This window comes from Streptomyces sp. NPDC104381 (assembly GCF_055583745.1).
The window spans coordinates 395,139-407,101 of sequence record NZ_JBVJNK010000005.1; the positions used below are offsets into that span (position 1 = coordinate 395,139).

Consider the following 11,963-nt stretch of genomic DNA (forward strand, 5'->3'; position numbering starts at 1 on the left):
CCCGGGACCATCACGGTCACGGCAGCGGTGTGCCGCCCGTCGCGTTCATGATCTCGCCGGTGATGAACGAGGCGTTCGACGAGGCGAGGAAGACATAGGCGGGCGCCATCTCCGCGGGCTGGGCGGGCCTGCCCAGAGGGCTCTGCTTCCCGAACTCCGTGGTGTCGGGCATGGTCGCGGGGATGAGGGGCGTCCAGACCGGCCCGGGCGCGACCGCGTTGACGCGGATCCCGTCGGAGGCCAGCATCTGGGCGAGTCCCTGCGTGAACGTGACGATGGCGCCCTTGGTCATCGCGTAGTCCAGCAGGTGGGGGCTCGGCTTGTAGGCCTGCACCGAGGTGGTGTTGATGATCGAGCCGCCGGCCGGGATGTGCGGCAGAGCGGTCTTGCACAGCCAGAACATCCCGTACAGATTGGTCCGCACCACCCGGTCGAACTGGGAGGTCGAGATGGCGGCGATCCCGTCGGGCTGGGACATCTGGTACGCGGCGTTGTTCACCAGGATGTCGATCCGGCCGAACTCGGAGACCGCCTTCTCGATGAGGGCCCGGCACTGCTTCTCGTCACGGATGTCGCAGGCGACGGAAACAGCCTTCCGCCCGGCCTCTTCCACGAGCCGGGAGGTCTCCTCCGCCTCGCTCTCCTCGGAGGGCAGATACGTGAACAGCACGTCCGCCCCCTCCCGCGCGAAGGCCAGGGCGACCGCGCGGCCGATACCTGAGTCGCCGCCGGTGATGACGGTCCTGCGGTCGAGCAGCAGCCCGTTGCCCTGGTAGGAGTCCTCCCCGTGGTCCGGCGCCGGCTCCATCGGCCCGGTCCGGCCCGGATGTTCCTGCTCCTGCTGGGGGAAATCGGGCCGCGGATGGCGCTGGGTCGGGTCCTGCGGCCGCTCGGCGTCAGTCATCTGCGTCATCTCCCTCGGCTCGGCCGCTCGCCGCCTCTTCGCCGACGGCGGCGGGCGTGCGGTCATGTCGCGCCGCGTTCCCCGGTGGTGGCTGGTCAATCATCCCGGGTGGGTGAACGGCGGGCACGTCGAGCGGGGTGGCCACGGCGGGACCGTGGAGACTGTAAATTCGAACAATGAGTTCCACCACCGGGTCCGTGCCCCCTCGGCCGGAAGGCCGCGGCCGCCTTCTCGCGGTCAGTGACCTCCACGTAGGGATCGCCGACAACCGCCCCGTCGCCGACCGGCTGCACCCCTCGTCCGACGAGGACTGGCTCATCGTCGCGGGAGACGTCGCCGAGCAGGCGGAAGAGGTCGAACACGCACTGGAACTGCTCGCGGCCCGATTCGCCCACGTGGTGTGGACCCCCGGCAACCACGAGCTGTGGACGGTGGACAAGGACCCCGTACGGCTGCGCGGCCGGGCGCGGTACGACCACCTCGTCCAGGTGTGCCGTGAGCTGGGCGTGACCACGCCCGAGGACCCGTACCCCGTGTGGCAGGGCGCGGACGGACCCGTCGCGGTGGCGCCCGTGTTCCTCCTGTACGACTACTCCTTCAGGGCACCGGGAACAGCGACCAAGGAGGAGTCCCTCGCCCGCGCCCACGAGGCCGGCGTCGTCTGCACCGACGAGTACCTGCTGCACCCGGACCCCTATCCGACCCGGGACGACTGGTGCCGGGCCCGGGTGGCACTGACCGAGGAGCGGCTGACCGCACACGACCCGGACGTCCCGCTCGTCATCGCCGGGCACTGGCCGCTGCTGCGCGAGCCCACCGACGTGATGTGGTACCCGGAGTTCGCCCAGTGGTGCGGTACGGAACTCACCGCCGACTGGCACCGCCGGTTCAACGTGGCCGCCGTCGTCTACGGACACCTCCACATCCCCCGGACGACCTGGCACGACGGTGTGCGGTTCGAGGAGGTCTCCATCGGCTACCCGAGGGAGTGGCGCAAGCGCGGGCACCCGCGCGGGCTGCTGCGGCAGATCCTGCCGTACGAGGAACAGCGGCCCGTGGCCGCGAAGGGCGACATCACGTGATCGAACGGCTTCTCCCCGCGTACGTCGCGTGCGCGGACACCCACGAGACGGACGCTCCGGCAGGCAGCCTGTACCCGGAGGAAGCGCGGCTGGTGGCCACGAGTGTGGACCGGCGCCGGCATGAGTTCGCGGCGGTACGGGCCTGCGCGCGGCGGGCCATGGCCGCCCTGGGGCTGCCCCCGGCGCCGGTGATGACCGGTCACCGGGGCACGCCGCTGTGGCCGGAGGGGACCGTCGGCAGCATGACGCACTGCGAGGGCTATCGCGCGGCGGCACTGGCGAGGGCGTCCGACGTACGCGCGGTCGGTATCGACGCCGAGCCGAACGAACCGCTTCCGCCCGGCGTGTGGGAGGCGATCTCGGTGCCCGCGGAACGGGAAAGGCTGCCGCTGGGCGCGGGCGCGATCCACTGGGACCGGCTGTTGTTCAGCGCCAAGGAGAGCGTCTTCAAGACATGGTTCCCGCTCACCCGGATCGAACTCGACTTCGACGAGGCCGAGATCGAGTTCCGTACGAGCGCGGGCGGCGCCACCGAGGGTACGTTCGTCGCCTCGCTCGCGCTGACGGCGCCGGGGATGCCGAGGTCGTACGAGGGCAGGTGGCTGATCGACGGCGGCTTCGTGGTGACGGCGATCGTGCTTCCGGCGGCCCCTTCCGCATGAGGGGTGCGCGGTGCCGACGCCGGTAGCGCGTGGGGGCGGAGGGATCGGTGTCCCGCACGGAACCCGGCGGGCTCCGTCTCAGGCGGGGCACGTACCCGGCGGGCCCCGGCTCACCGGGCCGTGTCGTGGGGCCACGGCTCTCGGCCGCCGGCCGACGGGGTGCCGCGCCAGTCGACGCGGTAGTGCTTCAGCCGGTCGTCCACCGCCACCAGCCGCATGCCGGCCGATGCCATGACGCGATGGGACCCGACGTTGTCCAGGTCGGCGTCGCCCTTCACGGAGAGAACCCCCTGGGACCGGGCGAAGGCGAGCAGCGCCCTGAGCGCCTCGGAGGCGTAGCCCCGGCCACGCGCCGACTCGATGAGTCCGTATCCGACGGTGACCTGGCCGGCGATGTCAGGTCCGCCGTGGAAGGCGGCGCCGCCGATCGCAGATCCGTCGGACCGGCGTCGTATCTCGTACGGACCGAAGGGCTGGGTGCTGCCGCCCACGCTCGCGCAGGCGGCCAGGAACCGCCGGGCGCCCGCCCGGTCGCCGTCGTCCGGGTACCCGGGTGCCCACCGCACTCCGTCCGGAGGGTTGCCCGGATCGGCGGCCTCCACCACCAGCGCTTCCGGGATGGTCAGCGGGTGCAGTGCGAGCCGGGCGGTCATGAGGGTGTCCAGGTCCATGGCGGCCTGACTATCACCCGATGGAGGACGGGCGCACCTGAGTATGCGCACCCACATCGTGGTAGCGACGTTATGAACAGCGCTACGTCGTTGAGGTAGCGACGCTACCACCATGGTGGTAGCGTTGATTCGGTCAGGGTTCGTGGAACCAGCGGCAACCTCTCTGCCACAGGAGCATCGTCATGACCGAGCAGCAGCACGCCACCCCCGTACGCAGGGTCGCTCTCGTCACCGGCGGGTCACGCGGCATCGGCCGCGAGAGCGCCGAGCGGCTCGCGGCCGACGGTTTCGCGGTGGTCATCAGCTACGGGGGGAACAAGGCGGAGGCCGAAGCCGCCGTCGCTGCGGTGACCGACGCGGGCGGTTCGGCCCTCGCACACCAGGCGGACGTGGGGGACGAGGCGGCGGTCGCAGCCCTCTTCGACGCCGCAGAGGCAGCGTTCGGGGGAGTGGACGTGGTCGTCCACGCCGCAGGCGTCATGTCACTCTCGCCGCTGGTCGACCTCGACCTGGAGGCGCTCGACCGGATGTACCGCACCAACATCCGGGGCACCTTCGTCGTAAACCAGCAGGCGGCCCGCCGTCTGCGCACCGGGGGAGCGATCATCAACTTCTCGAGCTCGGTGCTCGGCCTGGCCATTCCCGGCTACACCGCCTACGCCGCCACGAAGGGAGCCGTGGAGGCGATGACGCTGATCCTCGCCCGCGAGCTGCGGGGCCGGGACATCACGGTCAACGCCGTAGCGCCCGGGCCGACCGCGACCGCCCTGTTCCTGGACGGCAAGGACGAGGAGACCATCGCGAGGATGGCCGCGCAGCCTCCCCTGGAGCGGTTGGGTGCTCCTCAGGACATCGCGGAGGTCGTCGCCTTCCTCGCCGGCCCCGCGCGCTGGGTGAACGGCCAGGTGCTGCGTGCCAACGGTGGAATCATCTGACCGGCCCCCGGCCCCCGGCCCCCACCGTCGGGATCGCCCCATGCGGTGCGTGATCCGCTTGATAGCGTCCCTCCGATGAGTACACGAGCGCGCATTCTCGAAGTCGCGGCACGGCTGGTCGCGGAGTCCCCCGACGGGGACATCTCCACGCGGGCCGTGTGCGAGGCCGCACAGGTCGGCGCGCCTGCTCTCTACCGGCACTTCGGTGACAAGGAAGGCCTGCTGTCGGCCGTCGTCGACCACGGCTTCGACGCCTACCTGGCGACGAAGCGGGAGCGGGGCGAGACGACCGACCCCGTCGAGGATCTCCGTAACGGCTGGGACAGTCACGTCGAGTTCGCCCTCCGGAACCCGAATCTGTACCGGCTGATGAACTCCCCGGCGATGCGCACGCCACCGGCGGCCGCCCTCGAGTCGCACCGCATCCTGACACGGGACCTGGAGCGGGCGGCCGCGCAGGGGAAGCTGCGTGTGGCACCCGAACTCGCCGCCCAGATGATCATGTCGGCGACGACGGGCGTCGCGCTGATGCTGGTCTCCCGGCCCGCGACCTTCCCGGACGCCATGATCTCGGCGCGTCTGCGCGACGCCGTGCACGCCTCCGTCTTCGTCCCGGACGTCAGCGCGAGCGGGCCGGTGGACACAGAAGTCCCCTCCGCCGCCGCCCGGCTCGGAGCGCTCCTGCGCCGGTCGCACGGATCGGGGCTCAGCACGGCTGAATCCGCGCTGATGACCGAATGGCTGGACCGGGTGTCGAACGCGGAGCGATGAGCCGGTCGCGTGCGGGCCGGGAAGCGATGTTCCTCGGCCCCCGCTTCCCTGCCCGCGTGTCGCGCCTGCCTCTGCTGCCCCTGGTGCGCTTACCGCTCCTGCTGCTCCTACCGCTCTTGACCCTCCTGAAGGCCCGGGTCGAGGTCTCCCGTCATCGCCTGAGCCATCCGCAGATGTGTGGCCGCCTCTACGGGCCGGCCCTGACGCTCCAGGGTGCGCCCGAGCATCAGCCGCGCATAGTCCTCGACGGGGTTGAGCTCCAGGACCTCACGCAGCTCCGCCTCGGCCTTGGCGAGCCGGGCCGAGTGGTAGTAGGCGCGCGCCAGCAGCAGCCTCGGCGCCACCTGCTCCGGTACCTCCTGAACCAGCCCGCCGAGGATCCGCGCCGCCGTCAGGTACTCCTTCGCCTCGAAGAACAGCTGGGCCCGGTCCCACCGGTCGGCGGGCGTACCGAACTCGTAGTAGGTCTCGTCCACTTCTCCTCCTCGGCCGAAATGCTTCCAGCGGCGTCAACACACCAAGGTGGTTGAACATTCCACTAAAATTTCGGCGTGGGGGCAGGCGCTCCATGACCGTACGGGAATAGGTTGTGCGCCATGAGCAATCTCGATCGCCAGGCCGGTGTCTCCGTCTGCGGAGGACGCGGCTTCGTCGTCGCCGAACCCGTACGTGAACTCCTCACCCCGCGCCGTGTCCAGCTCGGCGAGTCCACCGAGGTCCGCAGACTGCTGCCCAACCTGGGGCGTCGTATGGTCGGCGCCTGGGCGTTCGTGGATCACTACGGCCCCGACGACATCGCCGACGAACCGGGCATGCAGGTGCCGCCGCACCCTCACATGGGTCTGCAGACGGTCAGCTGGCTGCACGACGGGGAGGTCCTGCACCGCGACAGCCTGGGCAGCCTCCAGCAGATCCGGCCGCGTGAGCTGGGGCTGATGACGTCCGGCAGGGCGATCAGCCACTCCGAGGAGAGCCCGAAACCGCACGCCCGGTTTCTCCACGGGGCCCAGCTCTGGGTGGCCCTTCCCGACGCCCACCGGCACGTCGAACCGCACTTCCAGCACCACACCGACCTGCCCGCCGTCACGGCACCGGGATTCACCGCCACCGTGATCCTGGGAGAACTCGACGGAGCCACCTCACCCGGCACGGCCTACACCCCGATCGTCGGAGCCGACCTGTCCCTGACCGCAGGCGCCGAAGCCCGGCTGCCGCTGGACCCCGACTTCGAGTACGCAGTGCTGTCGATGTCCGGCGAGGCCCACGTCGACGGTGTCCCGGTCGTCCCCGGCTCGATGCTCTACCTCGGCTGCGGCCGCACGGAACTGCCGCTGCGCGCCGACTCCGACGCGGGGCTGATGCTGCTCGGCGGCGAGCCGTTCGAGGAGGAGCTCGTCATGTGGTGGAACTTCGTGGGGCGCTCCCACGAAGAGATCGAGCAGGCGCGCTCGGACTGGATGACCAGCACCCGGTTCGGGGAGGTGAAGGGCTACGACGGAGGCCGACTGCCCGCTCCCCAACTCCCGCCGGTGGCGCTGACACCACGGGGAAGGGTGCGTTGAGCTGCGATGATGTGAACGGGGGCTGATGCGCTCCTGGTCGCGGCAGTGGAGCCCCACAAGTGGAAGCGGAATCATTTCTCCCTCCCAGGAAAGGCTTCCTTCTCACGTGCCCAGGATTCCAAGGTGTGCTCGTGCTTGGGCCGCTTTGGTAGACCTAATGCTGACCCAATGCTGACTTGACTGACGGAGCGTCAGGAGCCGGCAAGGTGAGATCGAGCGATCGACTGACTGCGGTGAGCGGGTCAGCGCGACGTAGGCGTGACCCTGAGGCGCGTAGTGGTGAGGCTCTAGCCCTGATCGGCATCATCCCGCGCGATGCCGACCGCAGTCGCATGCCGGCCGTGGAGGACTTCTGGGTCTTCGACGGCCGGCAGATGAACGTCGAACTCGTCTCGGCCCACCTCACCGTCAAGCAGCGATACGAAGTCCCCCTCTACCTCAACGACTTTGCCCGCCTTAAGGAGCTGGCTGTGTACGGCGGTCAGGTCTTCTCTTCACGATTCTGGCGGAAGCTCTGCGTTCCTACGCCAAAACCTGAGCCGGTTCCCTGCCCGTGCCATCGGACCGGCCGTGCAGGAACACAATTCGTGACCAGAAATCAGGGCCTCCCCGAAATGCCCGGGCATGAGCGAGAGACCTTCTACCGTCGTCCTCTCCGACGGCGCGCAAACTTCATAGCGCTCTCCGTCTCGGGGCTAGCTGCCCCCGCGCTTGTCGCCACGGGCTCCATCGCATCACCGCGCGGGACCGCGTCAGAGATGACGCGGTCGCCCAGGCGTTGCGGGTTTTCCTCTCTGATCTCCACAAGCACGGCCCCGGGCGCATCCTGGACTCCGGAAGGTCTGTCCCGGGTGAGTCGGTGGTGATCCGCTTACCCGAAGGGCCGGGGGAGCCGATGCTGCGTGTTGCCTACCGATGCCGTGGGAAGAGCGCCACAGTCACGTCGACCGAGGTCGTTGCGGACGGTGTAGGCCGCCGTTCCCCTGCGACGCCCTGCGGGCCGGCGATCGCGTCCGTCGCGGCGAACGCCGATTTGCCGGTCAGGATCAGCAGCGAGGGGGACGGGGTGATCATTCTGTGGGCGGTCTTTAGCCAGTAGCAGAGCCCGGCCGGCCTCCGGCGCCGTCGTGGTGGTAGCGACGGTGCCGGTGTACGGCACAGAGTGCCACGGCGCCGTGCAGCAACAGCACGGGTGGAGTGGTGAGTTCAACAACTGTAGGGCCCGGGCGGCCTGTTGGGGGACGAGGCCATTGCCGAGCGCGGTGAGCTGTGCCGGGCGTCCGAGGCCCGGGGTGCCGGTGACCCAGCCGGGGTCGAGGCCCTGCATCCACTCCACGAAGTCCGAGCGGAGCCGTCCGGCCGCATCGGTTGGCTCGGGCGCGGGACGGGTGAGTTTCTCCCATAGGGTGATGGCGGCTGCGTACGTTGCCCATCGCTGGCCCGCGGCCCCGGCCTCCGGCGTCTCCTCCGCCCAGAGGGGTAGGACCGCCGCCGACAAGGGAGGCCGCCATCCCTTCTCGGGGCGGCGGCCCGCGGTGCCCGTGTCGCTGGCTCTCGGCGTGGGCAACAGAGGCGCCGCCGCACTGGGCAGGGTCATGTCGCCATTGCCCTGCCGCTGGTTCGGCGAGCCCTTGGTTCCGTCCGATGCCTTCGGGGTCGGCAGCAGCAGCCATTCGACCCCGTCGGCCAGGTTCGGACCGTGCCCCCCGCTCTTCCGCTTCGACGGATGCTGCGAGCCCCTGTCGTTCCCGATGTTGCTGGTTGGCGTCCTCAGCAGGGTGTCCGGTGGGCCATGCGGCGAGGAAGGTCCGCTCGCTGCGGTGTGGGGGCCCCGACGTCGGAGGCGCGAAGCACGAGCCACTTCGCGTCGTACCCGAGGTCGGCCAGGGATCCGAGTACGGCACCGAGTGCCCGCAGAGCAGGCTGGCCTGCGGTGTATCCCAGACACCCTGGGCAGGGGTCCACGTCGCCAGGGTTGCAACACCCTCATGCCCGGGCAGCCCTCTCACAGGGCCTGGAAACCGGAAGACCAGACTTCACGACCATCTGCGTCCAGAACTGCGAGCCTTCCTTGGTCGCTGAGAATCGCACGCCGGCCTCCCCGGCCCTGCGCGCCAGCACTCCACACCCGTACGCCAGTGGGGGCGAAGAGCGCGAGGTCGCCGTCGCTTTGGAGGGCCAGCCGTTGAGATAGACCGGTCAGTTCGTCCTCAAGATGCGTGCCGGTTCGCCACACCGGCGCGCCGTCTTCCGAGCGATAGATGACCACGTCGCCGTCATCCTGATTGATGAGAAGGTAGCTGCCGGACCTTGAGGACAGCAGGCCGCGCCGGAGGGAGGAGCCGACCTCTATCTCGGCCAGTACGGGCAGGCCCTCCATCTTGCGCCGCATCAAGGATCGATTGGCCCCGGAGTCCGGGGCGCCGGATCCGGAGCCTGGGACGGCGCCGACGCTTTCCATCAGCTCGCGGTACTCCTCGAACTCCATGTTCGCTGCCGAAAGGTTGGCATCGATAGAAGCCCAGTCGCGGAGGCGGGCGCGAAATGATCTTCCGTGTCCCTGGTTTTCGCGGTCTGCGTTCACGAAGAGCAGCGTTCGGTCCTCGCCTCGGCCCGCAGACTCAGTGGTACACGTTTCAGGCACGGCGATGTATACACAGTCGCTATCCTTGGGTATCAAGCCGAGGAGTTGGTCCGCTGTCATCGCCTCGTACAGATGATCGTCAATGATCCGTACGGTGGTGAGCAGCCCTTCCAGGTTGCGTTGGTCGATGAACTCGCACAGGGTGTCCCAATCCTGTTGATTGGTGAAATCTGTTCGAACTACGGGATTTCCTTCCCGTATCGGAAATAAGGTCACGGAAGTGCCTTTCTGTTATCGGTCTGAGGCGGAAGGTGGGCGTCCAGCAGATGCCGAAAAAGGATACACCTCGTGGCTGCTGCAGGGGCCAGGCTGTTGCTGACATGTGACAGCTTCGGATGCTGGTGGCCGTCCGTCGTGCGGCTGGTGGTATTCGCAATCCATATTCCACATGGTGAGGGTGCTGAATCGGTCTTTTTCTGATCGAAAAATCCAGGAAGAGAAAGGGCGTGGTTGTAGCGCCTGACCCCGCCGTTACGCTTAGATGTAAATGAACTGGTTAGCTGGTGTTGATTTTCACTAAGAGCTTCAGTGGAAGCGTGAGACCTGCAGCAGGTTCCGTCGTGAGTGAAACTTCATTCAAGCTCCACACTCCAGCTGTAGATCGTGATCTTCATGTTTGGGATGCGGCTTGTCGCCGGTAATGACTGGTGCGGGACCGGGCTTGATGGCGGCTCTTCCACCCGCCATCGGGATCCGGTGACTCGCACCAGCTTGGTCAGCGGAACCGGCTGGGGTGTGAAGCAGCGGTAGTAGGCGAGTTCGCCGGTGGTGCGGTTGCGGCGGATCAGCAACTGGTGGTGGCCCGGGGCGGGGTCGGTCGCGGGATGTGCTCGCCCGCACCGTCCAGACGCTGTGGGCTGTGACTGTACGTTCCCGTCCGACGCAGCCTCCAGCGCCAGGCCATCGACACCGCAGCACGGCGCTCGGCCACCTGAAGACCACCGAGACGACCGGCGTCCGCTGGCGCTGCCCTCAACTGATGCTGTCAACCCACGCCGAAGCCCCGCCAGAATAGATCCGGCGGGGCTTCATGTCTGCATTTGCGGCCGTTATGTCTCACTCTGAACGAGTGCTGAAGGCTGTCGCCTTAGCGCGACGTGCGTCGCGGGCCACGGTTGCCGATCCGGTCGCCACCGTAATGGTTCACCGAATTCAATTAGTCTGCGTCATCGCCGTATCCCCGGCACGAAACGAGCTCGTGCAGAAATTCTGAAAACGAATTCGCAATTTGTCCCGGCTACCTGTCTTCGTCGACGTACGAAATGGCAGGCTCGCCGTTCGAACCGCACGAGGAGTAGTCGAACATCACGGTGTCGTGCCCTCCGGAGGGAGTCATTCCGAATACTGCGCCAACTTCCGGATATCACCACTCTGTGATATTTCAGGTGACATGGCATCCACTCCGTACGCGCCTCCCACTCCCCAGATCGCATCGATGCACGCATGATCCGATGCCCGTGACGTGGGAAAGCTTGTGGGGAAACAGCGGTTGCTCAAAATACCGCCGTTCTGGACGAACAGCAGGTCGACATAGCTCTGCGGTTAGGCGAACCTGGAGCACGTCTTCGGCGCGCCGAATCATCTCGATATCTACCGGCGGGCCGACCAACCAGCAGTGCCAGCGTCACTCCGATGGCCGTCTTGCCTCCCTCCCCGACCCCGGCCTGTGTATGTCTGGCGAGAGCGCCGGCCTCAAGCTCCGCACGTGCAGCACCACTGACACGAAGCAGAGCTGGACCTACAACCGCCCCGGAAATCTCAAGGCCGGTGGCCAGTGCGCCGACATCAACGGAGGCGCCCTCGACGACACCAGGGCCGCCGTCACCACCTACGCCTGCGGCAGCCACCAGCCCAGCGGGACCTGGAGCGCGCCCGTCGCCAAGAAGGCCCCGCCGACTTGCTTCGGCGGGGCTTCCTCGTAAGGCTGGTCAGGTTGGGTTGGTGCGCGCTGATGGCTTCGTCGTACTCGGGTTCACCGCTCTCGAGGACGTGGAGGAGCGAGGCGGCAACGACTCGTGCTGCGCGGCCGATCGGTAGCACACGGCAAGGGAACTCTCCGCGGCGCAGAAGGTCGTATCCCTTCGACCTCGACATGCCAAATGCTCGGGCGGCGTCTTCGACACTCGCTTTACCACTCCAGGTGGCGCGGATGCGATCTGGACTGAATGGATCATGCGGCGATCCGCTGCTCTGGTGGGGCATTCTTGTCAGCAGCGCCTTTCGGGTTTGGTTGCTTCAGATCATCCGGACGATCGCCGGTTTCGGAAACCGGCCATTGACGTCTATCCTGCTTTGTTCGGCTTGTCTCCACATGTTCCTGATGATCCACCATATCGAGTGTGTCGCGATCCTTGAGCCCGCCGAAAAGGGTCGCTGACCTGCGGCTTTATCGAGTGTGTTATGAGTGTTAAGTGCGGTATCTGACGCAGGTGACGCACGGGCGGTACAATTTCTGATGGGTCGTTATGAGTGACGGTCGGAACCCTCGGCTGTGTGGCGGTGGCTGCCGAGCCGCTGGCTGTCCCTCGCCTCATCCGCTTCTCGATAGTGACGTTCCGTGACCTTTCAGGGAGCGTTGAACGACCTGCCGCCTGCCTGGGTTCGCATGCCTATGACGTCCGAAGATGTGTCGACGCCGGGTCGGTGCGATGCTTCCGGGGTGCGTGACGCCAGCAAGCCCAACGGCATGTCATGTTGGTGTCATTGCGTTCTTTCGTGCGATCGCGCTGTGA

10 protein-coding genes and 1 pseudogene are annotated in these 11,963 nt (G+C 67.5%); 6 read left to right on the forward strand and 5 right to left on the reverse strand.

The genetic code is table 11. The annotated features are described in order from the left end of the window. Positions 1 to 16 precede the first annotated feature (16 nt). Positions 17 to 904 (reverse strand): SDR family oxidoreductase, encoded by an 888-nt coding sequence (locus ACZ607_RS19535; protein ID WP_469736140.1) that lies wholly within the window; start codon positions 902 to 904, stop codon positions 17 to 19. Positions 905 to 1,080: 176 nt separating this feature from the next. On the opposite strand from ACZ607_RS19535, the gene ACZ607_RS19540 reads away from it, so the two are divergent. Together ACZ607_RS19540 and ACZ607_RS19545 are read left to right on the forward strand one after the other, a co-directional pair. Next, positions 1,081 to 1,986: a metallophosphoesterase family protein gene (locus tag ACZ607_RS19540; protein WP_469736142.1), complete on the forward strand. Its 906-nt coding sequence runs from the start codon at positions 1,081 to 1,083 to the stop codon at positions 1,984 to 1,986. Then, the gene (locus tag ACZ607_RS19545) at positions 1,983 to 2,648 is read left to right on the forward strand and encodes a 4'-phosphopantetheinyl transferase family protein (protein WP_469736144.1); all 666 of its coding nucleotides are present in this window, start codon (positions 1,983 to 1,985) and stop codon (positions 2,646 to 2,648) included. Before ACZ607_RS19540 ends, ACZ607_RS19545 begins: the two co-directional genes overlap by 4 nt. 110 nt (positions 2,649 to 2,758) lie before the next feature. On the opposite strand, the gene ACZ607_RS19550 is transcribed toward ACZ607_RS19545, so the two are convergent. Continuing rightward, on the reverse strand, positions 2,759 to 3,313 hold the full coding sequence (locus tag ACZ607_RS19550) for a GNAT family N-acetyltransferase (RefSeq protein ID WP_469736622.1): 555 nt from the start codon (positions 3,311 to 3,313) through the stop codon (positions 2,759 to 2,761). Positions 3,314 to 3,501: 188 nt separating this feature from the next. Between ACZ607_RS19550 and ACZ607_RS19555 the strand changes: the two genes are divergently transcribed. Further along, complete coding sequence (locus tag ACZ607_RS19555; protein ID WP_469736146.1) at positions 3,502 to 4,254, forward strand: SDR family oxidoreductase; 753 nt, start codon at positions 3,502 to 3,504, stop codon at positions 4,252 to 4,254. 75 nt (positions 4,255 to 4,329) lie between these two features. Beyond that, positions 4,330 to 5,025, forward strand: a complete 696-nt coding sequence (locus ACZ607_RS19560; RefSeq protein WP_469736148.1) for a TetR/AcrR family transcriptional regulator — start codon at positions 4,330 to 4,332, stop codon at positions 5,023 to 5,025. Between the two features lie 107 nt (positions 5,026 to 5,132). On the opposite strand, the gene ACZ607_RS19565 is transcribed toward ACZ607_RS19560, so the two are convergent. Further along, on the reverse strand, positions 5,133 to 5,501 hold the full coding sequence (locus ACZ607_RS19565; RefSeq protein ID WP_469736150.1) for a tetratricopeptide repeat protein: 369 nt from the start codon (positions 5,499 to 5,501) through the stop codon (positions 5,133 to 5,135). Positions 5,502 to 5,621: 120 nt separating this feature from the next. On the opposite strand from ACZ607_RS19565, the gene ACZ607_RS19570 reads away from it, so the two are divergent. Continuing rightward, entirely contained in the window at positions 5,622 to 6,587 is a 966-nt protein-coding gene (locus tag ACZ607_RS19570; protein ID WP_469736152.1) for a pirin family protein, read from the forward strand. A 2,005-nt stretch (positions 6,588 to 8,592) separates the two neighbouring features. On the opposite strand, the gene ACZ607_RS19575 is transcribed toward ACZ607_RS19570, so the two are convergent. Further along, positions 8,593 to 9,447 (reverse strand): DUF6924 domain-containing protein, encoded by an 855-nt coding sequence (locus ACZ607_RS19575; RefSeq protein WP_469736154.1) that lies wholly within the window; start codon positions 9,445 to 9,447, stop codon positions 8,593 to 8,595. A gap of 455 nt (positions 9,448 to 9,902) precedes the next feature. Further along, a pseudogene (locus ACZ607_RS19580) lies at positions 9,903 to 10,049 on the reverse strand (IS701 family transposase); the annotation flags it as partial. 852 nt (positions 10,050 to 10,901) lie between these two features. Between ACZ607_RS19580 and ACZ607_RS19585 the strand changes: the two are divergent. Continuing rightward, a complete protein-coding gene (locus ACZ607_RS19585; protein ID WP_469736156.1) occupies positions 10,902 to 11,153 on the forward strand; it encodes a ricin-type beta-trefoil lectin domain protein in 252 nt (83 codons plus the stop codon). The last annotated feature ends 810 nt before the right edge of the window (positions 11,154 to 11,963 follow it).

What these genes read in the sequence shown, in the direction of transcription:
- ACZ607_RS19535 (WP_469736140.1), bottom strand. Translation starts at nt 904, where the DNA reads ATGACTGACGCCGAGCGGCCGCAGGACCCGACCCAGCGCCATCCGCGG.
- ACZ607_RS19540 (WP_469736142.1), top strand. Translation starts at nt 1,081, where the DNA reads ATGAGTTCCACCACCGGGTCCGTGCCCCCTCGGCCGGAAGGCCGCGGC.
- ACZ607_RS19555 (WP_469736146.1), top strand. Translation starts at nt 3,502, where the DNA reads ATGACCGAGCAGCAGCACGCCACCCCCGTACGCAGGGTCGCTCTCGTC.
- ACZ607_RS19560 (WP_469736148.1), top strand. Translation starts at nt 4,330, where the DNA reads ATGAGTACACGAGCGCGCATTCTCGAAGTCGCGGCACGGCTGGTCGCG.
- ACZ607_RS19570 (WP_469736152.1), top strand. Translation starts at nt 5,622, where the DNA reads ATGAGCAATCTCGATCGCCAGGCCGGTGTCTCCGTCTGCGGAGGACGC.
- ACZ607_RS19585 (WP_469736156.1), top strand. Translation starts at nt 10,902, where the DNA reads ATGTCTGGCGAGAGCGCCGGCCTCAAGCTCCGCACGTGCAGCACCACT.